This window comes from Kitasatospora sp. NPDC015121 (assembly GCF_055562955.1).
The window spans coordinates 181,714-203,808 of sequence record NZ_JBVHEH010000005.1 but is presented as its reverse complement, the minus strand read 5'-3'; the positions used below and the strand labels follow the sequence as shown (position 1 = coordinate 203,808).

General features: G+C 75.2%; 18 protein-coding genes. 5 read left to right on the top strand and 13 right to left on the bottom strand.

Annotation, left to right across the window (positions count from 1 at the left end):
- Positions 1 to 20: 20 nt before the first annotated feature.
- The 3 genes from ACZ3J7_RS08980 to purD all read right to left on the bottom strand — a co-directional run bounded on the left by ACZ3J7_RS08980 (position 21) and on the right by purD (position 4,912).
- Positions 21 to 1,562 carry a N,N-dimethylformamidase beta subunit family domain-containing protein gene (locus ACZ3J7_RS08980; RefSeq protein ID WP_465618345.1) on the bottom strand — a complete coding sequence of 514 codons (1,542 nt, stop codon included), beginning with the start codon at positions 1,560 to 1,562 and terminating at the stop codon, positions 21 to 23.
- Between the two features lie 163 nt (positions 1,563 to 1,725).
- Positions 1,726 to 3,216 carry a hypothetical protein gene (locus ACZ3J7_RS08975; protein ID WP_465618343.1) on the bottom strand — a complete coding sequence of 497 codons (1,491 nt, stop codon included), beginning with the start codon at positions 3,214 to 3,216 and terminating at the stop codon, positions 1,726 to 1,728.
- Positions 3,217 to 3,667: 451 nt separating this feature from the next.
- Positions 3,668 to 4,912 (bottom strand): phosphoribosylamine--glycine ligase, encoded by a 1,245-nt coding sequence (gene purD, locus ACZ3J7_RS08970; protein ID WP_465618341.1) that lies wholly within the window; start codon positions 4,910 to 4,912, stop codon positions 3,668 to 3,670.
- A gap of 484 nt (positions 4,913 to 5,396) precedes the next feature.
- On the opposite strand from purD, the gene ACZ3J7_RS08965 reads away from it, so the two are divergent.
- Entirely contained in the window at positions 5,397 to 6,182 is a 786-nt protein-coding gene (locus ACZ3J7_RS08965; protein ID WP_465618339.1) for an SLATT domain-containing protein, read from the top strand.
- A gap of 91 nt (positions 6,183 to 6,273) precedes the next feature.
- Here the strand turns inward: ACZ3J7_RS08965 and ACZ3J7_RS08960 are convergent, their stop codons facing one another.
- The 3 genes from ACZ3J7_RS08960 to ACZ3J7_RS08950 form a co-directional block, all read right to left on the bottom strand.
- Entirely contained in the window at positions 6,274 to 6,921 is a 648-nt protein-coding gene (locus tag ACZ3J7_RS08960) for a hypothetical protein (RefSeq protein ID WP_465618338.1), read from the bottom strand.
- Between the two features lie 45 nt (positions 6,922 to 6,966).
- Complete coding sequence (locus tag ACZ3J7_RS08955) at positions 6,967 to 7,893, bottom strand: GntR family transcriptional regulator (protein WP_465618336.1); 927 nt, start codon at positions 7,891 to 7,893, stop codon at positions 6,967 to 6,969.
- Between the two features lie 181 nt (positions 7,894 to 8,074).
- Positions 8,075 to 8,872 carry a carbon-nitrogen family hydrolase gene (locus ACZ3J7_RS08950; protein ID WP_465618335.1) on the bottom strand — a complete coding sequence of 266 codons (798 nt, stop codon included), beginning with the start codon at positions 8,870 to 8,872 and terminating at the stop codon, positions 8,075 to 8,077.
- Between the two features lie 158 nt (positions 8,873 to 9,030).
- On the opposite strand from ACZ3J7_RS08950, the gene ACZ3J7_RS08945 reads away from it, so the two are divergent.
- A complete protein-coding gene (locus ACZ3J7_RS08945) occupies positions 9,031 to 9,858 on the top strand; it encodes a maleylpyruvate isomerase family mycothiol-dependent enzyme (RefSeq protein ID WP_465618333.1) in 828 nt (275 codons plus the stop codon).
- Between the two features lie 4 nt (positions 9,859 to 9,862).
- Here ACZ3J7_RS08945 and ACZ3J7_RS08940 read toward each other — a convergent pair whose 3' ends face one another.
- Both ACZ3J7_RS08940 and ACZ3J7_RS08935 read right to left on the bottom strand, forming a co-directional pair.
- Positions 9,863 to 11,203, bottom strand: coding sequence for an MFS transporter (locus ACZ3J7_RS08940; protein ID WP_465618331.1), 1,341 nt, complete (start codon positions 11,201 to 11,203; stop codon positions 9,863 to 9,865).
- Between the two features lie 65 nt (positions 11,204 to 11,268).
- A complete protein-coding gene (locus tag ACZ3J7_RS08935) occupies positions 11,269 to 12,492 on the bottom strand; it encodes a M64 family metallopeptidase (RefSeq protein ID WP_465618329.1) in 1,224 nt (407 codons plus the stop codon).
- Positions 12,493 to 12,754: 262 nt separating this feature from the next.
- Here ACZ3J7_RS08935 and ACZ3J7_RS08930 point away from each other — a divergent pair, with 262 nt between their 5' ends.
- Complete coding sequence (locus ACZ3J7_RS08930; protein ID WP_465618327.1) at positions 12,755 to 13,018, top strand: helix-turn-helix domain-containing protein; 264 nt, start codon at positions 12,755 to 12,757, stop codon at positions 13,016 to 13,018.
- 108 nt (positions 13,019 to 13,126) lie between these two features.
- Here ACZ3J7_RS08930 and ACZ3J7_RS08925 read toward each other — a convergent pair whose 3' ends face one another.
- From ACZ3J7_RS08925 to pdhA, 3 genes are read right to left on the bottom strand one after another with little or no spacing between them, the layout of a single operon-like run.
- Positions 13,127 to 14,560, bottom strand: a complete 1,434-nt coding sequence (locus tag ACZ3J7_RS08925) for a dihydrolipoamide acetyltransferase family protein (protein WP_465618325.1) — start codon at positions 14,558 to 14,560, stop codon at positions 13,127 to 13,129.
- A 13-nt stretch (positions 14,561 to 14,573) separates the two neighbouring features.
- Positions 14,574 to 15,548 carry an alpha-ketoacid dehydrogenase subunit beta gene (locus ACZ3J7_RS08920; RefSeq protein ID WP_465618323.1) on the bottom strand — a complete coding sequence of 325 codons (975 nt, stop codon included), beginning with the start codon at positions 15,546 to 15,548 and terminating at the stop codon, positions 14,574 to 14,576.
- Positions 15,548 to 16,699, bottom strand: coding sequence for a pyruvate dehydrogenase (acetyl-transferring) E1 component subunit alpha (pdhA, locus tag ACZ3J7_RS08915; RefSeq protein ID WP_465618321.1), 1,152 nt, complete (start codon positions 16,697 to 16,699; stop codon positions 15,548 to 15,550). The genes ACZ3J7_RS08920 and pdhA overlap by 1 nt, the downstream gene beginning before the upstream one ends.
- A gap of 312 nt (positions 16,700 to 17,011) precedes the next feature.
- On the opposite strand from pdhA, the gene ACZ3J7_RS08910 reads away from it, so the two are divergent.
- Complete coding sequence (locus ACZ3J7_RS08910; protein ID WP_465618319.1) at positions 17,012 to 17,671, top strand: response regulator; 660 nt, start codon at positions 17,012 to 17,014, stop codon at positions 17,669 to 17,671.
- Between the two features lie 58 nt (positions 17,672 to 17,729).
- Positions 17,730 to 18,815 carry a phosphotransferase enzyme family protein gene (locus ACZ3J7_RS08905; protein WP_465618317.1) on the top strand — a complete coding sequence of 362 codons (1,086 nt, stop codon included), beginning with the start codon at positions 17,730 to 17,732 and terminating at the stop codon, positions 18,813 to 18,815.
- A gap of 27 nt (positions 18,816 to 18,842) precedes the next feature.
- Here the strand turns inward: ACZ3J7_RS08905 and ACZ3J7_RS08900 are convergent, their stop codons facing one another.
- Together ACZ3J7_RS08900 and ACZ3J7_RS08895 are read right to left on the bottom strand one after the other, a co-directional pair.
- Positions 18,843 to 20,558: a protein kinase domain-containing protein gene (locus tag ACZ3J7_RS08900; protein WP_465618316.1), complete on the bottom strand. Its 1,716-nt coding sequence runs from the start codon at positions 20,556 to 20,558 to the stop codon at positions 18,843 to 18,845.
- A gap of 215 nt (positions 20,559 to 20,773) precedes the next feature.
- Positions 20,774 to 22,090 carry a protein kinase domain-containing protein gene (locus ACZ3J7_RS08895; RefSeq protein ID WP_465618314.1) on the bottom strand — a complete coding sequence of 439 codons (1,317 nt, stop codon included), beginning with the start codon at positions 22,088 to 22,090 and terminating at the stop codon, positions 20,774 to 20,776.
- Between the last annotated feature and the right edge of the window lie 5 nt (positions 22,091 to 22,095).

Genomic DNA, 22,095 nt, shown 5'->3' with positions numbered 1-22,095 from the left:
AGTCTTTCACGCCCGCCGGGTCAGCCGCCGGAGCGCCCCTCCTTGCAGAGCCGGTCCAGCAGGTTGGCGGTGGCGCGCTGGATCCGCTCGTCGGTGTGGCCGGGCCGGTCCAGCGCGGGCGACCAGGCGAACGTCCCGGCGGCGAACACGTACGCGCCGCTGGGCGCCCGGTAGAGCGAGGTCTCCTGGTGGGTGGCCCGGCCGGCCGCGTCCCGGTACGGGGAGTGCGCGAGCAGCACCCGCTCGGTGTGCGCGGGCAGTTGGACCTTCGGGTAGTAGCGGTCGGCCTCGCCGGCGACCAGGCCGGGCAGCTCCTCGCCGTCCGCCAGGCCGGTCCCCTGCCACAGCCAGTGGCCGGTGTTGCGGGCCACCAGCGGCACCGGCGCGGGCACGCTGCCCGCGTACTGGACGCCCAGCAGGTGCTGCTCGGGCTCCCCGGCGTCCCGCCACAGCGCGGAGGACGCGCCCGGCACGCCGGCGGCGGGGTGGTCGGCGGCGACCCGCTGGCGCTTGCGGCAGTTCAGCAGCCGGGACGGCGCGCCGTCGGCGCCCGCCGACAGCTCGACCCGCCAGTACACGCTGTTCGCGGAGAGGAACACCAGCGAGGTGCCGCCGTCCCGGGCCCGCTCGGCGGCCCGCCGCATCGGCTCGGACCAGTACTCGTCGTGCCCGGGGAAGACCAGTGCCTTGTAGCGGGAGGCGTCCACCAGTCCGGCGTGCAGGTCGGTCGCGGTGGCGTAGCCCAGGTCGTAGCCGTAGCGCTCGGCCCAGCGGATGAAGTCGTAGGCGTGCCCGACGTGCAGCGGCAGCCCGGCCCCGGCGTGCGGCCGGTCGAAGGAGACCGTGACGGCCGCCTCGCCCTCCCCGACCAGGTGCCCGCCCCCGTCCCAGGCGTGGTAGAGGCTGGCGCCCAGCTGCCCGTCCTCGGGGAACAGGTTGTACGCCTGCCAGGTGACGTCCGGCAGCACCAGCAGCAGGTCGGCCGGGTCGAAGTCCCGCACGGTGAACGGGATGTGGCTGCGGTGGCCGCCGTCGGCGGTGGTCAGCACGGCGACGTACGCGCCCGGGCGCCAGTCGGTCGGGACCTGCAGCCGCCAGGACAGCCACCAGTGGTGGCAGGAGACGGTGCGGTCGGCGACCATCGGCGCGGGCTGGGCGAGGCCGGAGATCAGCGGGCTGGAGTACACCTGCCGGGCGCCGTCGCCGCCGTCGTGGCCGATCCGGTAGACGTCGACCTGGAACTCCTGCGGCGGCTCCACCGTCACCCGCAGGTCGACCGCGCCGCCCGGTCGGGCCACGCCGGGCGAGGCGAAGCCCTTGATCTGCCGGCGCACGTCGTCCGCGTTGCGCGGCCCGCTCACCGCCGGCCGCGGCCGGGCCGGGCCGTCCACCGGCCGCTGCCCGGGGGCGTCCACGCTCACGTACCAGGGGACGACGCCCTCGCCCTCCGCCAGGTAGTGGTCCGGGCTGCGCAGCCAGGGCAGCGGGCCCTGCCCGAACGGGTCGCTCACCCCGTGCGCCAACGTGCCGGACTCCCACCGGCGGTTGGACTCCGTCCCCACGCGCCCCTCCCCACCCCTTCGCACGCCCGCCGAGGGTTGGCAATTGCCACGCGGATGTGCGTGCCGAACAGCACACCACAGTTGGACGGCGAAGCGTCACCCCACCGTAGCAATTGCTACGAATGAAACCGGGTTCCCCGGGACGGTCCCGGACCGTCCCGGTTCAGCCCGAAAGGCGCACCGGGCGCTCGACCCTGATCCCGGCCCGTTCCAGCCAGGCCCGCAGCGGGCCGTCCTGCCCGTCCTCGACCGCCATCGCCACCGCGGGGGCCAGCTCGGCCCGGGGCGCGGCGGAGCAGAGCAGCACCGGGCCGTCCAGCCAGTCCAGTCCGGGGGTGGCGGTGCCGGCGTCCACCGCGGCGCAGCAGACCGTGGCGGTGAGGTGCTCGACCAGCAGGTCGCGGCCGCTGCGCACGGGTGGCAGCGGGGGCGCGACCCGGGCGGCGCGCGCCACCTGGCCGGCCAGTGCGGCGGACAGCCGCTCGGCCTCGCCGGCCGCCAGCCGGGCCAGCAGCTTGTCCAGCGCCGGGCCGGTGCCGGGGCGGTCGTCGCCGAGCGCGGCCTGCAGCGCGGCGGCCTGGGCGCGCCAGCCGCGGTCGACCACCAGGCGCGGGTAGTCCTCCCAGTCGAGCGGCTGCCAGCCGTCGGCGGGCTCCTCGTGCAGCAGTTCGGCGGCCAGCCGGGAGATCCGGGTGTCGGCCAGGCCGGGCTCCTCCAGCAGGTCGCAGGCGGGGCGGTCGTCGAGCCGGTTGCCGTAGCCGTCGGCGAGCCGGTCGCGGCGGGACAGCTCGGTCAGCGCGGAGACCACGCCCGCGTTCAGGTGGGCGGGGTGCAGGCCCAGCCGCCAGGCGGGCAGCGCGACCCGGGTGAGCAGCCGATCCCACCCCGCGTAGGCCAGGCCGACCTGGGCCTGAGCGGCGATCCGCGGCCCGTAGTCGACCGACCGGGCCCGCTCGGAGGCCCGGGCGGCGACGGCGTGCTCCAGCTCGGCGGAGTGCTCGCGGCAGGCGCCCAGCAGCCGCCGGTCGACCAGGTCGACCAGCGCGGCGGGGCCCCGGTGCCGGTCGCCGAGCGAGGCGTCCAGGGTGCGCAGCCAGCGGCGGGCGGCGGCGATGTCCGGGTCGGCTGCGCCGGCGGTGCCGGCCACCACGGGGGCCAGCAGGGCGCGCAGTTCGGCGGCCCGCATCCACCACAGGAACGGGGAGCCGATCACCAGCACCGAGCCGGGCGGCCCGGTCCGCCGGGCCGGGCCGGGCGGTTCCTCCAGCCAGCTGTCGCAGTCCGGGGTGAGTGCGATCGCGGCGGGCGCGGGGACGTCGAGCCGCTCGGCCAGCTCCTCGATCAGCCGGTACAGCTCGGGCGCGTCGGCCCGGGCCAGCGGCACCGCCGGGGTGGCGGGCGGGACGGCCCGGCGGTGCGCCCGGACCGCGAGCGCGGCCAGCGCCAGGGTCAGCGCGGCGACCGCGCAGACCGCCCAGCGGACGCCGTCCCAGAGCGGGGCGTCCGGCGCCCCGGGGGCGCCTATGTGCCCGGTGAACCGCCCGGCCAGCAGCACCACCGCGCAGGCGGCGGGCAGCGCGGCGGCGGCCACGGCCCGTCCGCGCAGACGCAGGACGGCCTGGGCTCGTGCGCGTGCGGTGTCCACTGCAGCCATCGCCGCGGCACCCCCTTCGCAGCCGACTCGACTCGATCGTTTCCGGTACGGGAAGCGGCGGATGCCGAACCCGGTGGTACGACTCGCGTGGCGCTCTCCCACGAGTCTCGACGCCGCGGTGCGGGCTGGTGTTCCGGAACTCCGGCGATTCCACCCGTCCTGGTGACACCGCGGCGGGGCGCGCCACCGCTCCCAGCATCCCCCCGGCGCGCCGGGGCGACGAGCCGCGTCCGCGCCCCGACCCCCGCTCCGGCGCGATGCAGCGCACCCTAAGGCCCGCGCTCGCGCCCCGTCAGCAGGATGCGCCGCCCATCACCCGAAGGACTGGTTTTCCGGCCACCGGGCTGACCGCCGCGACCTCGGGAAACGCCGCGGGGCGCTGCGTCCGGACGGGTCGGTCCGGGCACGGCGCCCCGCGGGAGCGTTCTGCTACTGGGCTGCGGCCGGGCCGCTACCGGGCGGCCTTCGCCGCGATGTCGGTGCGGTGCTGGCCGCCCTTGAAGGAGATCCGCGCGACGCCCGCGTAGGCCTTCTCCCGGGCCTCGGCGAGGTCCGCGCCGACGGCGGTGACGGACAGCACCCGGCCGCCCGCGGTCAGCACCCCGCCGTCCGGGCCGGCCTTGGTGCCCGCGTGCAGCACGAACGCGGTGCCGTCGGCCTCCGCCTCGGCCAGGCCCTCGATCGGGTCGCCGGTGCGCGGGTCCGCCGGGTAGCCCTCGGAGGCCATCACCACGGTGACCGCGGCCTCGTCGGACCAGCGCAGCGGCTCCAGCTCGCCGAGCGTGCCGTTCGCGGCGGCCAGCAGCACGCCGGCCAGCGGCGTGCGCAGCCGGGCCAGCACGACCTGGGTCTCCGGGTCGCCGAAGCGGGCGTTGAACTCGATCACCCGGGTGCCGCGCGAGGTCAGCGCCAGGCCCGCGTACAGCAGGCCGGAGAACGGGGTGCCGCGGTGGCGCAGCTCGTCCACGGTCGGCTGCAGGACGGTCTCCAGCACCTCGGCGACCAGGCCCTCGGGGGCCCAGGGCAGCGGCGAGTAGGCGCCCATGCCGCCGGTGTTGGGGCCCCGGTCGCCGTCCAGCGCGCGCTTGAAGTCCTGCGCGGGGACGAGCGGGAGCACCGTGGTGCCGTCGGTGATCGCGAACAGCGACACCTCGGGGCCGTCCAGGTACTCCTCGATGACCACGCGCTCGCAGGCCCCGGCGTGCTCCAGCGCGGCGGCGCGGTCCTCGGTGACCACGACGCCCTTGCCGGCCGCCAGGCCGTCGTCCTTCACCACGTACGGGGCGCCGAACGCGTCCAGCGCCTCGGCGGCCTCCCGCTCGGTGACGCAGACGTAGGAGCGCGCGGTGGGGACGCCGGCCGCGGCCATCACGTCCTTGGCGAAGGCCTTGGAGCCCTCCAGCTGCGCGGCCTCCCGGCCGGGGCCGAAGACCGGGATGCCGGCCGCCCGCAGCGGTTCGGCGACGCCGGCCACCAGCGGGGCCTCCGGGCCGACCACCACCAGGTCGGCACCCAGCTCCCGGGCCAGCGCGGTGACGGCGTCGCCGTCCAGCTGGTCGACCGGGTGCAGGGTGGCGACCCGCGCGATCCCGGCGTTGCCCGGGGCGCAGTGCAGCTCGGTAACGGCAGGGTCTTGGGACAGAGAGCGGCACAGGGCGTGTTCGCGGGCGCCGGTTCCGATGACGAGGACCTTCACGCCTGCCAACCCTAGTCGGTGGCCGGTTCCGCACCGTCGGCGGCTCCGGCGGAACCTCCGAACCACCGGGCCCGCCCGGCGGGCGGGATTCGTAGGAACGCACAGGAACTTCCCCGAACAGCCGTGCCGTCACACCGACGACCCGCGCGACCCTCGCTCGGACGGGTGAAATCCGGCCAGCCGCCGCAACCCTCCCACCTCGGCTTCCGGAGGTGAAATCACATAACGATCACTGCGGAAGCGCCCCCACGGTCAGCCATTTGGCGGTAAGAAGTGCTGTTGGACCCGGATCCGGCCGCACCGCCGGGCACGGCACCATGGGCGGCTGCGACCCGCCCGCGGCGCCACGGGTCCGCACCGCCGTGCCACGAACCGCCAGTTCCACGAACCGGCCGCCCGACCCCCCGGACGGCCGGGCTCCGTACCGATCAGTCCCGGTGCCCGCCGGGCCTCCGCAGTCACCCCGCCACAGGGAGCGCCACAGGTGAGCCAGCCGGAAATGCAGCCCGAGGAGAGCCCCTGGGGCAAGGAGGTCGCCGACGACGACCAGTCCGTCCCGGGCGCCGGCGGACGGACCCCGACCCGCCGCCGCGCCGACCTGAGCGCCCGTCAGTTCCCGCTCGGCGACTGGGGCGAGCCCGCCGAACGGCTGGAGGAGCTCTACCGCTGGTCGGAGGAGCGCGCCGTCGAGGCGATCGACTGGTACCGCCGGGACCGGGTCTGGAAGCGCCGCTGGGCCCGCCTGCTGCGGTTCTCCGCCGCGGTGTTCGGCGTCGGCGGCGTCACCGCCCCGCTGGCCTCGCTGACCGGCGAGCTCCCGCACGCGATGGAGTGGGGCTACACCGGCCTCGCGCTGACCGCCGCCTCGCTGCTCGCCGACCGCGCCTTCGGGCTCACCTCCGGCTGGATGCGCGACGTCTCCACCGCGCAGGCCCTGCAGCGCCGCCTGGAGGCCTTCCAGTTCGACTGGGCCTCCGAGTGCGTCCGCGAGGTCCTCGGCCCCACCGAGGGCACCGCGGGCGAGGCCGCCGAGCGCTGCCTGGGCGTGCTGCGCCGCTTCTGCGAGGACGTCTCCGACATGGTCCGCACCGAGACCTCGGAGTGGATGCTGGAGTTCCGGGCCGGCATGAGCCAGCTCCCCACCCAGGCCCCCGGCACCTGGGGCGGCCGCCACGAGGGCGGCTCCGGCGCCCAGGTCCGCGTCCTGCCCCCGCCCGGCACCCGGCCCACCATGCCGCGCCAGCGGCCCCCGGAGGGCCCGCTGCGCTGAGGGGCGGGCGGAGTCGGCTCCCGGCTCCGCCGCCGCGTCCCCGCACGGGGGCGCGCCCCGACGAGGGCGCTCCGACGTCCGCTCCGCTCCGTCAGGCGAAGACGACCATCGAGCCCTGGGTGACGCTGCGGGTCGCCGCCGTGTAGAGGCCGGACCAGGCGTGCCGCTCGCGCGCGTAGGGGTGGAAGTCGTCGATCGGCGGCCCGAAGGGCTGCTCCAGCTGGGTGGGCCCCAACGGCTTCGTGGGCGGCGGGGGGTTGAGCGGATCGATCCCCAACAGCGGTGCCACCGCCTGGAGTTCGCGCAGCAGCCCGTATGAGGACCCCAACGGGCCGCCCGCGGCCAGGAGTTCGTCACCAACCAGCGGGGTCTGGAAGTCCACCGGCAGGTACGCGCCCGCGTGGTCGAAGTGCCAGACCAGGTGCGACTGTTCGGCGGTGGACTCGAACATCTCCAGCAGCTGCTCGTAGTCGCCGCCGAGCGCGTCCACCGGCGTCACCTCGAACCCGGTGAGGCCCAACAGGTAGGCGCGGCGCAGGAAGTGCAGCGAGTCGTAGTCGAACGCGGCTATCGCCTCGACGTCCCCGGAGAAGCCCGGCACGTACGGGTGCACCGGGACGGGCGGCAGCCCGTGCTGGGCGAGCACCGCGTCGTAGCGGGCGAGGTCCTCGCGGAACGGGTTCTCGGGGCTGTGGGAGAGCACGTCCACGAGCGGGACGAGCCAGAGGTCGCAGGCCATGAGCCGGCTCGTCCTCTCTGCTGGCGGGGGCAACGGGCCCCAACCCTACCGGCCCGCGGCGGGCTCCCCGCTGCCCGGGCGGAACGGCCGGGCGAACCGCCCGGGGGGCACGAAGCGCGGCATCGGCACCCGGCCCAACCCGACGGCGGCGGGGGCCGGTTGGGGGGCGGGGCCGGCCGGCCGCACCACCGTCGGGGCGGCCGGGACGGCCGCCGGGGGCGCCGCCGCGGGCGCGGCCGGCTCGCGCAGCAGCCGGAGCACGGCCACCCCGTCCAGTGACTCGCCGAGCCGCCGGGCCAGCAGCTCGACGGTGAACAGGTTGTACTCGTTGACGACCCGGTGCGCCCCGGTCCGGTCCCGGGCCTCGATCCGGTCGACCAGTTCGCCGTGCCGGTCCCAGCAGACCCCGGCCAGCTCGGGGCCGGCGGCCCGCAGGTGCGGGGCGGCGAACATCCAGGACTGGATCCGCAGCCAGCCCAGGTAGTCGGCGATCCGGTCGTTGCACAGCACCCCGGCGGCCTCCTGCCAGAACCGCAGGTCGCAGCCGACCAGGACGTCCAGCTGCCCGGCCCGGGCGGCCCGGGCCGCGGCGTCGGCCCGGCGGCGCAGCGAGGGCAGCCGGGACCAGTCGTAGGCGAGCTCGCCGCGGGCGGACAGGTGGCGCAGCGCGTTGTCGGTGAGCAGGGTGCGGGCCTCGAAGATCTCCAGGAAGTCGGCCCAGGTGAACTCGGGGACGGTGAAGCCCCGGTGCGGTTCGGTGACCAGCAGGCCCTGGGCGGCGAGGTCGACCAGCGCCTCCCGGGCGGGGGTGGCGGAGACGCCGTAGATGTCGGCGATCTCCTTGACGGTGAAGTTCCGCCCGGCCGGGAGCCGGCCGGCCATCATCTCGTCGCGCAGGGCTTCGGCGATCTGTTCGCGGAGGCTGTTGCGCCGGATCAGGGCGCGCCCGCCCCCGCCTCCCGCAGCGGTCATGGCCGCCCCCTCTCCGTGCCGCGCCCTCGTGCGGCCGGAACCCGGCTCACAAAACGCGCACAGAGTACCCCGGAATGGTCAATCCGGACCAAGGGCACGGAGAATTCCGTGCCCTTGCCGTCTGGCCCCCGGGGTCGGGCGGGTCGGCCTCAGCGCCGCACGGCGCCAGCGCCGCACGGCCTCAGCGCTGCACGGGCGCGGGGATGCCGAGCAGCCGGTCCCGGTGCACCGGGAACTCGGCGCGGCTCTTCGCCACCTCGGCCGGGTCGAACTCCACGGTCAGCACCTGCTCGTCCGGCCCGGCCTCGGCCAGCACCCGGCCCCACGGGTCGACCACGACGCTGCGCCCGGCCTGCTCGACCCCGCCGTGGGTGCCCGCGGTGTTGCAGGCCAGCACGAAGGCCTGCTCCTCGACGGCCCGGGCGCGGGCCAGCAGGCTCCAGTGCTCGCCCCGGCGGGCCGGCCAGGCGGCTGGGACGACCAGCAGCTCGGCCCCGCCGTCCAGCAGCGCCCGGAACAGCTCGGGGAACCGCAGGTCGTAGCAGGTGGCCAGGCCCAGCACGGCGAAGCCCGCGTCCGCGGTGACGATCTCCTGGCCGGCGCCCATCGCGACGGCCTCGCCGCTGTCGAAGCCGAAGCGGTGGATCTTGCGGTAGGTGCGGACCAGCTCGCCGTCGGGCGCGAACAGCAGCGAGGTGTTGTAGATCGGGCCGTCCGGGTCCCGTTCGACGATCGACCCGGCGTGCAGCCAGCAGCCGACCGCCTTCGCGGCGGCCGCCATCGTCTCGGCGGTCGGTCCGTCCAGCGGTTCGGCGCCGGCCGACCAGGCGTCGTACGCGAAGCCGCCGACCGGCCACAGCTCCGGCAGCACCACCAGGTCGGCGCCCTCCTGGGCGCGGACCAGCGCCGCGGTGCGGGCCCGCCGCTCGGCGGGCGGTTCGGCGTCCGACACCGCGAGTTGGATCAATGAAGCGCGCACAGTACCACCGTCCACGGCAAGAGTCCTACGATCGTCACCCGAAAGCGCTGCCCTGCTCTCACCCGGCAGCGTAACGTGCCGTATGCGCGTCCGTGCGAGGTCTCGGCAGCCCGGGCGACGTGGGACGACGCAAGCCGACGGAGGGGCCGGAGATACCAGTGGCGGACAACCAGACCGTGCAGGCGTACACCGACGCGTGGACGCAGTCCATCGAGTCCATATCCGAGCTGCTCGCCCCGTTGCCGACCGACGCCTGGAACCGGGCCACCGAGTGCACCGGCTGGTCCGTGCGGGACGTCGTCTCGCACGTCATCGGCGTCGAGTCGGAGCTGCTCGGCGACCCGCGCCCGATCCACGCCCTCCCGCGCGACCTGCGGCACGTCACCAACGAGTTCACCCGGTACATGGAGCTGCCGGTCGACAAGCGCCGCTGCTGGACGCCGGTGGAGATCACCAGCGAGCTGGAGTACACGGTGATCCGCCGCTCCCGGGCGCTGCGCGCTGCCAAGCACGGCCCGGACGACCTGGTGCGCTTCCCCGCCGGCCCGCTGGCCCGGGACGTCCCGTACGCGACGCTGCTGCGGCTGCGCGCCTTCGACGTGTGGGTGCACGAGCAGGACCTGCGCCGCGCCCTCCAGGTGCCGGGCAACCTGGACTCCCCGGCGGCGGTGGTGACCAGGGACTGGCTGATCGGGACGCTGCCCAAGCAGGTCGCCAAGCACGCGGGCGCGCCGATCGGCTCCACGGTGGCCTTCGACGTCGCGGGCGCGCTGCCGTTCCAGCGCACCGTGCGGGTCGGCGCGGACGGCCTGGGCAGCGTGGACGAGTCGGTGGTGCTGGCCCCCGAGGTGCGGCTGTCGATGGACTGGCAGACCTTCGTCCGGCTGTGCTGCGGCCGGGTCCGTCCGGAGACCGCGCTGGTCAACGTGATCGGCGACCAGGAGCTGGGCGCCCGGGTGCTCACCCACCTGGTGAGCACCCCCTGAGCCGCTAGCGGGGGGCCAGCTTGCGGCGCAGCCGCAGGATCATCGTCGTCCCGAGCAGCAGCGGCAGCAGCTGGAAGCAGAACGCCACCCGGTAGGCGTGCGCGCCGTGGGTGCCGCCGCCCGGGTCGGCCAGCGCGTCCAGCAGCACGCCGACGCCCAGCAGGGTGATCATCGAGCCGATGAAGCCGCCCATGTTGGCGATCCCGGAGGCGGTGCCCATCCGCTCGGCCGGGTTGTACGCGCGGGCGTAGTCGAGGCCGATCAGCGAGGCCGGGCCGTTGCTGCCCATCACCAGCATCAGCACCACCAGCAGCCACAGCGGCGGGTGGCCGTGCGGCCAGGCCAGCACGGCCGTCCAGCAGAGCGCGGTGGCGCCGAGCACGGCGAAGGCGATCGGCAGCCGGGCGGCGGCGGTGCGCGAGACCAGCCGGCCGAACAGCAGGCCGAAGGCCATCCCGCTGAGCACCAGCAGGCTGAGCAGGCCGCCCGCCCCGGCGTGCGACATGCCCTGCCCCTCGACCAGGTAGGGCATGCCCCAGAGCAGGCCGAACGCGGACGCCGGGAACGCGGTGGTGAAGTGCACCCACATGCCGAGCCGGGTGCCGGGCTCGGACCAGGCGGCCCGGATCTGCTGCCCGACCGGCAGCCGGAGGCTCTCGTGCGCGACCTGCCCGGGCGCCCCGGGCGGGGCCTCCCGGAGCAGCCCCAGCACGGCGGCGAAGACCACGGCGCCGGCCAGCGCGATCGCGCCGAAGGTGGTGCTCCACCCGGCGCCGTGCAGCGCCTGCGCGAGCACCACGGTGGTGAACAGGTTGCCGCCGGTGCCGACCAGGCCGGTGAGCTGGGCGACGAACGGGTTGCGGGCGGCCGGGAACCAGCGGGCGGCGATCCGCAGCACGCTGATGAAGGTCATCGCGTCGCCGCAGCCGAGCACCGCGCGGGAGGCCAGCGCGGGCGCGAACGCGGTGGAGAAGGCGAACGCCAGCTGCCCGGCGCTCATCAGCGCCACGCCCAGCAGCAGCACCCGGCGCGGGCCGATCCGGTCGACCAGCAGCCCGACCGGGACCTGCATCGCGGCGTACACCAGGACCTGCAGGATCGAGAAGGTGGACAGCGCGGAGGCGCCGATGCCGAACCGGTCGGCGGCGTCCAGGCCGGCCACGCCGAGGCTGGTGCGGTGCACGACGGCGAGGACGTAGACGCTGACGCCGACCGACCAGGCGAACCAGGCGGCCCGGCCCCCCGGCGGGCGGAACGCGGCCGGGGCGTCGCGCGGGGCGTCGGCGCGGGGACGGGGGGCGGAGGCGGACAGGGACGGTGCGGTGCGGGCGGGGTCCACGCTCATAGTGGAACCAGGCTAGTCATCCCATGACCTGACCTTTGGGCCGGGGTCGTCCCGGACGTCCGCTTTCAGCCGGTCAGCGTCCAGCTCACCGTCCGGGTCATGTACTGGGCCCGGAACGCCTCGTCCCGCACCCAGTCGGTGGTGTCCTGGACGGTCGCGGTGACGGTGTGCCGGCCGCCCGGCTCCAGCGCGAGCTCCCCGGTGTCCAGCCAGGTGCCGTCCGCGCTGGCCGCCTCCACCGGCCGCCCGTCCAGCGCCCAGTCGATCCGCAGCTGCCGCGCCCCGGTCAGCGCCAGCGGCCGGACGTGCAGCTTCGGCCGCCCGGCCACCTCGCCGGGGGCCGGTTCGGGCGCGTCGGTCGGCTTCACCCGGCGGTACAGCTGCTCGACGATCGCCTCCCGGGAGGGCAGGTTGTACGTGCCGCCGAGGGTGCGCATCACCGAGTCCGCGGTCGGCCGGTACAGGCCGTTGGCGCTGCGGTACGCGCCGACCACGCCGCCGCCGTCCGGCGACTCGGCGCCCAGCCAGTGCCACCACTTGGTCCTCTCCCGCAGCATCTGCTCGGCGTCCAGCTCGGACAGGTTCGGGTAGTCCGGGTCGTTCGGGGCCGAGTCGTACTCGTCGCCGAGGGTGCCGACGGTGTGGCCGATCTCGTGCTGGATGATCCGCCCGGCGTCCGGGCTGCCGCCCGCCAGGGTGGTCACCCCGGTGCCGCCCGCCCCGCCGTACTCGGTGGAGTTGGCCAGCGCGATCAGGTACTGCGGGCCCTCGCCCTGGCCGGCCCAGCGGGCGGTGGCCTCCTCGTCCGCGCACAGCAGGCGGGCGGTGCCCTCGCACCAGAAGCGCATGCCGAGCGGGGTGGCGGTGGCCTTCCCGGCGTTCTCGGTCTCCGCGATCCCGGAGACCGGGGAGACCACGTCCACCCGCCGTATGTTGAAGAACCCCTGGTAGGTGCGGAACGGCTCGATCTCCAGCAGCGCCCGCCAGGCCCGGTCCGCCTGCTCCCGGAACAGCGGCTGCTGGGCGGCGGTGTAGCCGTCGCCGAGCAGCACCAGGGTGATCCGGTTGGTCGCGTCGCCGGTCAGCCGCAGGTCCACCGAGGGCGCGCCCGGGGCCCGCAGGTCGGGGCGGACGACCGGCGGCGCGGCCCGGTCCGGGTCGGGCGGCGGCCCTATCGCGGTCGAGGGCGCGGGCGAGGCGAGTTCCACCACGGCGGGCAGCACGGCGGCGGCCACCAGGAGCAGGGCGGCCGCGCAACGCATCACGGGGCCGGGAGCACCAGTCGGCATACGCGGGAGTCCTCCGCTGCGACGGCCGCCCGGCCTGACTGCGCGGGCGGCTTGGTCGCACACACGTACCCATCCCGGCCCCGGCCCCGGCCCGGACGGCGCGAAACTCCCTCGGGCGGCCCAATGCGCGACCCGCCCGCGACTCCCCGCCCGGGCCCGGCCGGAACCCCCAATTCCACGGCACCCCAGCGGAGTTGGTGACCCCCCGGGCCGGATACCCTGCCGGACGGGGAACAGCGGCACCACGAGGGGGAAACGACACATGGAGCACCGGCTCGAAACCGACCCGCGCACGGCCTTCGGACACGCCCTGCGCGCCCACCGGCGCGACGCCCGGCTGACCCAGCGGGAGCTCGCCGCCAAGGCCGGGCTCGGCATCCGCACCCTGTCCGACCTCGAACGCGGCACCGCCGCCCCGCGCCCCGCCACCGCCGCCCTGCTGGTCGCCGCCCTCGGCCTGGCCGACCCGGCCGCGGCGGGCTTCCACGCCCTCGCCCTGGCCGGCTGGCGCTCCGTCCGGGGCTAGGGCCTGTCTTCAAGCCCCCGCCGCAGGGCTGCGGTAGGGGTCGGGCCCCGGAAAAGCCGGCGGGCCCCGCTCCGGTGTCCGGAGCGGGGCCCGCCGGGCCGGGGCCGGTCAGCCCCAGGTGATCAGGCGCTTCGGGTACTCCAGGATCGCGGCGGTGTCCGCCAGCACCTTGGAGCCGAGCTCGCCGTCGACCAGCCGGTGGTCGAAGGACAGCGCCAGCGTGGTGACCTGCCGGGGCACCACCTTGCCCTTGTGCACCCAGGGCAGCTCCCGGACGGCGCCGAAGGCCAGGATGGCCGCCTCGCCCGGGTTCAGGATCGGGGTGCCGGTGTCGACGCCGAACACGCCGACGTTGGTGATGGTGATGCTGCCGCCCGCCATGTCGGCCGGCGAGGTCTTGCCCTGCCGCGCGGTCTCCACCAACTCGCCGAGCGCCACCGCCAGTTGCGAGAGCGTCCGGGAGCCCGCGTCCTTGATGTTCGGGACGATCAGGCCGCGCGGGGTGGCCGCGGCGATGCCGAGGTTGACCGCGCCCCGCAGGACGATCTCCTGGGCCGCCTCGTCCCAGCTGGCGTTGATCTCCGGGTGCCGCTTGACGGCGGTGAGCAGCGCCTTGGCGACCAGCAGCAGCGGGCTGACCCGCACCCCGGCGCCCAGTTCGCCGCTCTCCTTGAGCTTGCGCACCAGCTTCATCGTCCGGGTCACGTCGACCTGGACGAACTCGGTGACGTGCGGCGCGGTGAACGCGGAGGCCACCATCGCCTGCGCGGTCGCCTTGCGCACGCCCTTCACCGGCACCCGGACGTCACCGGCCGCGTTCGGCACCGGCAGCGCCACCGCGGCCGGCTCGGCCGCCGCCGCGGGGGCCGCGGGGGCCGCCACCGGCTCGACGACCGCCTCGGCGGCGGTGCTCGCCGCGGCGTGCACGTCCTCGCGGGTGATCACGCCGTCGGGGCCGGTCGGCACCACGGCGCGCAGGTCGATCCCGAGGTCCTTGGCGAGCTTGCGCACCGGCGGCTTGGCCAGTGGGCGCTCCCCCTCGACGACGGGCGCGGACGCCACGGGCGCCGGGGCGGGCGCGACGGGCGCCGGCGCGGGGGCCGCCACCGGGGCGGGGGCGGGGGCCGCCGCCGTCCCGTTGGTGCGCCGGGCGCGGCGCTGCACCGAGCCGGTGCGCGGACCGTAGCCGACCAGCACCTCGCGGCGCTCCGGCTCCGGTTCGGCCGCCGTCGCCGCCGGGGCGGGAGCGGCGGCAGCGGGCGCGGGCGCGGCCGCCGGGGCGGCGCCGGCGACGGCCACCGCGATGATCGAGGTGCCGACGTCGACGGTGGCGCCCGCCGGGAAGTGCAGCGCCTCGACCACGCCGGTGAACGGGATCGGCAGCTCGACGGCGGCCTTGGCGGTCTCCACCTCGCAGACCACCTGCCCGTCGGTGACGGTGTCGCCCGGCTGCACGTACCAGGTGAGGATCTCGGCCTCGGTGAGGCCCTCGCCCACGTCGGGCATCTTGAACTCGCGGAGCGAGTGAACGTCAGTGGTCATCTCGTCCCCCGGTTCAGAACGCCAGCGCGCGGTCGACGGCGTCGAGCACCCGGTCCAGGTCGGGGAGGTAGGTCTCCTCGACCCGCGACGGCGGGTAGGGCGCGTGGTAGCCGCCGACCCGCAGGATCGGCGCCTCCAGGTGGTAGAAGCAGCGCTCGGTGAGCCGGGCGGCGAGCTCGGCGCCGAGGCCCAGGAAGACCGGGGCCTCGTGGACGACGATGCCGCGGCCGGTGCGCTTGACGGACTCCTCCAGGGTGGCGAAGTCGATCGGCGACAGCGAGCGCAGGTCGACCACCTCCAGCCGGCGGCCGTCCTCCTCGGCGGCCTGCGCGGCCTCCTGGCAGACCTTGACCATCGGGCCGTAGGCGATCAGCGTGGCGTCGGTGCCGGGCCGGACGATCCGCGCCGCGTGCAGCGGCAGCATCGGGTCCTCGCCGACCTCGCCCTTGTCCCAGTAGCGGCGCTTGGGCTCCAGGAAGACCACCGGGTCGTCCGACTCGATGGACTGGCGCAGCATCCAGTGCGCGTCGTGCGCGCTGGACGGGGTGACCACCCGCAGGCCGGCGGTGTGCGCGAAGTACGCCTCGTGCGACTCGCTGTGGTGCTCGACCGCGCCGATGCCGCCGCCGTACGGGATGCGCACGGTGATCGGCATCTTGACGTGGCCGAGCGCGCGGGCGTGCATCTTGGCGAGCTGGGAGACGATCTGGTCGAAGGCCGGGTAGACGAAGCCGTCGAACTGGATCTCCACCACCGGGCGGTAGCCGCGCAGCGCGAGGCCGATCGCGGTGCCGACGATGCCGGACTCGGCGAGCGGGGTGTCGATCACCCGGTCGTCCCCGAAGTCCTTCTGCAGGCCGTCGGTGATCCGGAAGACGCCGCCGAGCTTGCCGATGTCCTCGCCCATCAGGACGGTCTTCGGGTCGCTCTCCAGCGACTTGCGCAGCGCCCCGTTGAGCGCCTTGGCGATGCTGAGCTGGCCTGCCATCAGTGGTGCTCCCCACCCTCGAAGGAGGCGGCGTACGCCTCGTACTCGGCGCGTTCCTCGTCCACCAGGGGGTGCGGCTCGCTGTACACGTGGTCGAAGATCAGGGTCGGGTCGGGGTCCGGCATCGAGCGGACGCCCTCGCGGACCCGCAGGCCCAGCGTCTCGCTCTCGGCCTCGACGGCGGCGAAGAACGCCTCGTCGACGAGGCCCTCCTTCTCCAGGTGGGCCTTCAGCCGCAGGATCGGGTCCTTGGCCTTCCAGGCCTCGGTCTCCTCGGACTGCCGGTAGCGGGTCGGGTCGTCGGAGGTGGTGTGCGCGCCCATCCGGTAGGTGAACGCCTCCACCAGGACCGGGCCCTGGCCGGTGCGGGCGTGGTCGAGCGCCCAGCGGGTGACCGCGAGGACGGCAAGCACGTCGTTGCCGTCGACCCGGACGCCGGGGAAGCCGAAGCCGGAGGCGCGGCGGTACAGCGGGATGCGGGTCTGCAGCGCGGTGGGCTCGGAGATCGCCCACTGGTTGTTCTGGCAGAAGAACACCACGGGCGAGTTGTAGACCGAGGCGAAGGTGAAGGCCTCGTTGACGTCGCCCTGGCTGGAGGCGCCGTCGCCGAAGTAGGCGATCACCGCGTCGTCCGCGCCGTCCTTGGTGATGCCCATCGCGTAGCCGGTGGCGTGCAGGGTCTGCGAGCCGATCACGATGGTGTAGAGGTGGAAGTTCTTCTCGTTCGGGTCCCAGCCGCCGTTGTTCACGCCGCGGAACATGCCGAGCAGGTTCAGCGGGTCGACGTCGCGGCACCAGGCCACGCCGTGCTCGCGGTAGGTGGGGAAGGCGTAGTCGCCGGCCCGCATCGCGCGGCCGGAGCCGACCTGGGCCGCCTCCTGGCCCAACAGCGAGGCCCACAGGCCCAGTTCGCCCTGGCGCTGGAGCGAGGTGGCTTCCGCGTCGAAGCGCCGGACCAGGACCAGGTCCCGGTACAGGGAGCGCAGCTCCTCCGGCGTCACGGTGAGCGGGAATTCCGGGTGCTCGACCCGCTCGCCCTCCGGGGTCAGCAGCTGCACGAGCTCCGGCTCGGCGCCGACGCCGGCCCGGGCGGGATCGGGGACGCCGGGTGCGGCCTTCTTGCGCGCCCTCGACGTGCTCTTGACGGTCACGTTCACTCCTCGGTCTGTCCGGCCCGCCCGGGGTCGCCGGTGGCCGGTCCGGATCGCCCCTCCGGCTCGTGCGCGTGGGTGTGCGCACCAGTGCGGCGGGCGGTGTTCCCTTTCCGACGGCGTCCCTCACGAGAACGTTACCCAGCGACGCCCCTTGGCGCCTTTGCGCTAGGACGTCCTAGTTGTTCTCCGGCGGGAAACCGACGGTGTGGCGCGGCTTGCCCGTTCCGGTCAGGACACCAGCGCACGGTATCCGGGCGGGGCCCGCTGCGAAAGGGGGTAACGGGACTCGATTTGTGCGAGGCTTTGCAAATGACTGATAACGGACATATCAGGGTCTTTCTCCTCGATGATCACGAAGTGGTCCGACGCGGCGTGCACGACCTGCTCTCCATGGAGGGCGACATCGAGGTGGTCGGCGAGGCCGGGACGGCCGCCGAGGCCCTGAACCGCATTCCGGCGGTCCACCCGGACGTGGCGGTGCTCGACGTCCGACTTCCCGACGGGAACGGCGTCGAGGTGTGCCGGGAGATCCGCTCGCAGGACCCGTCCGTGAAATGCCTGATGCTGACGTCCTTCTCGGACGACGAGGCGCTGTTCGACTCGATCATGGCGGGGGCCTCGGGATATGTCCTGAAAGCGATCCGCGGCACCGACCTGCTCTCCGCGGTGCGCGACGTCGCCGCCGGGAAGTCGCTGCTCGACCCGGTGGCCACCAGCCGGGTGCTGGCCCGGCTGCGCGACGGGGGCGAGAAGGAGGACGAGCGGATCGCGCAGTTGACGAAGCAGGAGCGCCGGATCCTCGATCTGATCGGCGAGGGGATGACCAACCGGCAGATCGGCAACGAGCTGCACCTGGCCGAGAAGACCGTGAAGAACTACGTCAGCAGCCTGCTCGCCAAGATGGGCATGGAGCGCCGCACCCAGGCCGCCGCCTACGTCGCCCGCCGGCAGGCCGACCAGCACCGCTGAGAGCAGATTCGCACACGCTGTGTCAAGGCCCCATCACGCCGAGTAATAGGCTCGGTGCGTGACGGACGGACAGACCCTCTCCCTCGCGCCGGCCCGCCCGGACGCCACCGCTCCCCCCGTCGGAACCCTCAGCCCCCCGGTCGCGCACGCCGCCGTGGCCGGGGTCCTGCGCGCCTACCGGATCCCGCCGCCCACCGCGGTCGAACCGGTCGCGGAGGGCCTCCTCAACCGGGGCTACCGGGTCTCCACGGACGACGGCGGGTACTTCCTCAAGTGCTACGTCGACCCGGCCACCGCCGACCGGGCCGCGGTCACCGCCCAGCACCGCGCCACCACCGCGCTGGCCGCCCGCGGCCTGCCGGTGGCCGCCCCGCTCCCGAACCGGGACGGCCGCACCGTCACCGCGCACGGCGGACGGCTGTTCGCGCTCTACCCGTGGGTGGCCGGAAACCACCGGCACGGCACCGCGCTCGACCCCGCCCGGTGCGGCGAACTCGGCGCCCTGCTGGGCACCTTGCACGGCGCGCTGGCCGAAGTCTGCCCGCCGCTGCGGCAGCCCGCCGGGGTGCTCAGCGCCGAGGTGGCGGAGACCGAGCGGATCGTCGCCGAACTCCGCGCGCTGGCCCGCGCGCACCGCCCCTACGACGCCTTCGACCGGCGGGCCGAGCAGCACCTCGCGCAGCGCCTCGACCTGCTCGCCGCCCACCGCCACCGCCGCCCCGGACCGGCGGACGCCCCGCCCACCGGCTGGACCCACGGCGACTTCCACGGCCTGAACGTGCTCTACCTCGGCGACACCGTCAGCGCCGTCCTCGACTGGGACAAGCTCGCCCCGCACCCGGTCGCCGAGGAGGCCGTCCGGGCCGCCACCCTGCTCTTCAACGACCGCGCCACCGGCGTCCTCGACCTGCCCCGGGTCCGCCACTGGGCCCGCGCCTACCGGGCCACCGGCGCCGCCGACGCCGAACAGGTCGCCCGCGCCGTCCACCGGGTCTGGTGGGAGCGGCTGAACGACCTGTGGATGCTGCAGTGGCGCTACCAGCGCCGCGACCACCGCGCCGACCCGCTGTTCCCGGCCGCGGCCGGCCAACTGGCCTGGTGGTGCCAGGAGTACGAGCAGGTCATGGACGCGTTCGCCAACTGACCCGCCCGCACCGGCCCGGCGCCCCGCCTACCGGTGCAGCGACAGGTCGCCGAGGGCCCCCGGCGTGCTGGCGGTCGGCTTCGGGGTGGTCGGCGGCGCGGCCGGGCTGCTGGCCGCCTCGCTGGGCTTCCCGCTCGCGGTGCCGCCGCCGCTGGCCGACGGCGACGGGCTGGTCGAGCGGGTGGCGCTGCTCGTGGCGGACGGCGACGGGCTGGTCGAGCGGGTCGGGGTGGCCGGCGGCGTGCTGGCCGGGGTCTCCGGCTGGTGGCTGGTGTTCTGGCTGCGGGTGGGCGTGGACGGAGTGGGCCGCTCGACCGGGGCGCTCCCGGTCGGCTGGGCGCTGGTGCTCTGCACCGGCGCCGTGGTCTGCTCGTCCTTCGGCGTGGGCTTGTCGTCGCCGGCGGTCAGCGCCAGCGCGACCCCGATGGTGGCGGCCAGCACCAGCGCGACCACGCCCAGCACCCAGCCCCACGGGTTGCGGCGGTGCGGCTTCCCGGGCTCCTCGCCGTCGTCCCCGCCACCACCGCCGCCGCCACCGCCCGGGCCCTGGTAGGGCTTCGCGGGCGTCTGGTAGGCCGAGGTGACCTGGTACGGCATCGCCTCGGTGGGCTCCGACCCGGCGACCGGGTTGACCGGCGCGGTGAGCGAGGCGGAGCCGGTCGACGGGGTGTGCTCCCAGGCCCCGGCCGCGGCGGCCGCCGCCAGGCCCGCGGCGCCCGCCGGGTAGCCCGCGCCGGCCGCGCCGTGCATCTGCCGCAGCGCGTGCTGCACGTGGGCGCGGAACTCGTCGGCGCTCTGGAACCGGTCGTCCGGGTTCTTCTCCAGCGCCCGCAGCACCAGCCCGTCCAGCGGCGGCGGCACCCGGTCGTTGGCCCGGGACGGCGGCACCGGCGCGTCCTGGACGTGCTGGTAGACCACCGACAGCGGCGTCTCGCCGGTGAACGGCGGCCGCAGCGCGAGCAGTTCGTACAGCATGCAGCCGGCCGCGTACAGGTCGGAGCGGTGGTCGACGGCCTTGCCGAGCGCCTGCTCCGGCGACAGGTACTGCGGGGTGCCCATCACCATGCCGGTCTGCGTCATGGTGGTGGCGCCGCCGGCCAGCGCCCGGGCGATGCCGAAGTCCATCACCTTGACCGCGCCGCCGGTGGTGATGATGACGTTGGCGGGCTTGATGTCCCGGTGCACGATGCCGTGCCGGTGGCTGTAGGCCAGCGCCTCCAGCACTCCGGCGGTGATGATCAGCGCCTGGTCGACCGGCGGCGCCTCCTCGTCCACCAGCAGCTCGCGCACGGTCCGGCCCTCGACCAGCTCCATCACGATGTACGGGGTGGACTCGCCGCCGTGCTGCTCCTCGCCGGTGTCGTAGACCGCGACGATCGAGTGGTGGTTGAGCGCCGCGACCGCGTGCGCCTCCCGGGTGAAGCGCAGCCGGGCGGTGTCGTCCTCGGCGAGCTCCGAGCGCAGCAGCTTGACGGCGACGGTCCGGCCCAGCCGGATGTCCTGGGCCGCGAACACCTCGGCCATCCCGCCGCGGCCCAGCCGGCGGGTCAGCCGGTAGCGGCCGTCACCGACGGTGGGGAACGGAACGGCACTGCCGCGTCCGGGAGTTCGGGGTCCGACCGACAGCACCTCGGTGGGGCCGGTGGCCTCCTCCGGACGGCCCGCGCCCTGCCCCGGCGCGTCCGTGCCCGGCACGTCCCGCCGCTGGTCCCCGTCGTCGTCCGGTCGTTCGCTCTGACCCATCGCTCCTCGCCCCGGGCACCCGCTCGGCGCGCGCTCGCCCTGTCGGTTACTTCCTCAGCACGCTACCGTCTCGCGCCCTCCGGCGTGGAACGAGAGGGCGCGCGCGGGGGTCGGTTCGACCGCTGCGGGCCCGGCGGGGGCCCGGCTTCCAGTAGCGTGTCGACCGGCTCTGCCCGCTCGGTCGGGCGGCGGCCCCGGCGCCGGGACCGCCCCGGTCAGCTGTTGCCGCCGCCCGCGGCGGCCACCGCGATCACCACGACGATGAACGCCAGCAGCAGCACGCCCGCGATCACGCAGATCACGATCGCCGCCGTCCCGCACCCGCCGCGGCCGCTCGCCGGGGCCGGCGGCGGGTACGGCATCGGGGCCTGCGCCGGGAACGGCGCCGGGGTCGGCGACTGGAACTGCTGCTGGAAGGCCGGCTGCGGGAACGGCGGCGGGGTCTGCGCGGCCGCCGGGAACGGCTGCGGGGTCTGCGCCGCGTACGGCGGCGGGGTCGACGGACCCGGCACCGGCTGGTACGGCTGCTGCACCGACGGCGGGCCCTGCGGACCGGGCACCGGCGGGAAGTTCGTCAGCGACGGCGCGGCGTGCACCGAGCGCGGGCCCTCGCCGATCACCAGCGGGGTGGACGCCTGCAGCGGCGTGTTGCCGCCGCCCCGCTCGCCCGCCAGGACCCGCTCCAGCTCCTCGCGCATCGCCTCCGCGGTCGGGAACCGGTGCGCCGGGTCCTTCCGCAGCGCCCGCTCCACCAGCGCGTCGATCCCGGGGGTGACCGCCCGGTTCAGCGTGGACGGCGCCGGCGGGGTCTCCTGCACGTGCTTGTACGCGATCGAGAACGCCGAGTCGCCGTCGAACGGCAGCTGCCCGCTGAGCAGTTCGAAGAGCATGCAGCCGACCGAGTACAGGTCGGAGCGGGCGTCCACGCTCTTGCCGAGCGCCTGCTCCGGCGACAGGTACTGCGGGGTGCCGACCACCATGCCGGTCTGCGTCATCGAGGTGACGCCGGACTGCAGGGCGCGCGCGATGCCGAAGTCCATCACCTTGACGACGCCCTTGGTGGACACCATCACGTTGGCCGGCTTGATGTCGCGGTGCACCAACCCCTGGTCGTGCGAGGCCTCCAGGGCGGCCAGCACCGAGGCGGTGATCTTCAGCGCCTGCTCGTTGGGCATCGCCCCGAGCGTGGTCACCTGCTCGTCCAGCACGTCCTTGAGCGAACGGCCCTCGACGAACTCCATCACGATGTACGGCGTGGTCGTCCCGTCCGGCGCGACGTCCTCACCGGAGTCGAACACCGAGACGATGTTGGTGTGCTGGAGCCGCGCCACCGCCTGCGCCTCGCGCCGGAACCGCTCCTTGAACGAGGCCTCCCGGCCCAGCTCGGTGTGGAGCGTCTTCACCGCGACCTGACGGTCGAGCACCGTGTCGTGGGCGAGGTGGACGGACGCCATGCCGCCCTGCCCGAGCAGCCGCTGCAGCACGTACCGGCCGTGCCCGAGCGAATGCCCCTCGGTGGTGCCCTCAGTCATGGTCC

What these genes read in the sequence shown, in the direction of transcription:
- ACZ3J7_RS08935 (WP_465618329.1), bottom strand. Translation starts at nt 12,492, where the DNA reads ATGCCGACTGGTGCTCCCGGCCCCGTGATGCGTTGCGCGGCCGCCCTG.
- ACZ3J7_RS08975 (WP_465618343.1), bottom strand. Translation starts at nt 3,216, where the DNA reads ATGGCTGCAGTGGACACCGCACGCGCACGAGCCCAGGCCGTCCTGCGT.
- ACZ3J7_RS08910 (WP_465618319.1), top strand. Translation starts at nt 17,012, where the DNA reads ATGACTGATAACGGACATATCAGGGTCTTTCTCCTCGATGATCACGAA.
- ACZ3J7_RS08930 (WP_465618327.1), top strand. Translation starts at nt 12,755, where the DNA reads ATGGAGCACCGGCTCGAAACCGACCCGCGCACGGCCTTCGGACACGCC.
- ACZ3J7_RS08900 (WP_465618316.1), bottom strand. Translation starts at nt 20,558, where the DNA reads ATGGGTCAGAGCGAACGACCGGACGACGACGGGGACCAGCGGCGGGAC.
- ACZ3J7_RS08960 (WP_465618338.1), bottom strand. Translation starts at nt 6,921, where the DNA reads ATGGCCTGCGACCTCTGGCTCGTCCCGCTCGTGGACGTGCTCTCCCAC.
- ACZ3J7_RS08955 (WP_465618336.1), bottom strand. Translation starts at nt 7,893, where the DNA reads ATGACCGCTGCGGGAGGCGGGGGCGGGCGCGCCCTGATCCGGCGCAAC.
- ACZ3J7_RS08940 (WP_465618331.1), bottom strand. Translation starts at nt 11,203, where the DNA reads ATGAGCGTGGACCCCGCCCGCACCGCACCGTCCCTGTCCGCCTCCGCC.
- ACZ3J7_RS08925 (WP_465618325.1), bottom strand. Translation starts at nt 14,560, where the DNA reads ATGACCACTGACGTTCACTCGCTCCGCGAGTTCAAGATGCCCGACGTG.
- ACZ3J7_RS08920 (WP_465618323.1), bottom strand. Translation starts at nt 15,548, where the DNA reads ATGGCAGGCCAGCTCAGCATCGCCAAGGCGCTCAACGGGGCGCTGCGC.
- ACZ3J7_RS08895 (WP_465618314.1), bottom strand. Translation starts at nt 22,090, where the DNA reads ATGACTGAGGGCACCACCGAGGGGCATTCGCTCGGGCACGGCCGGTAC.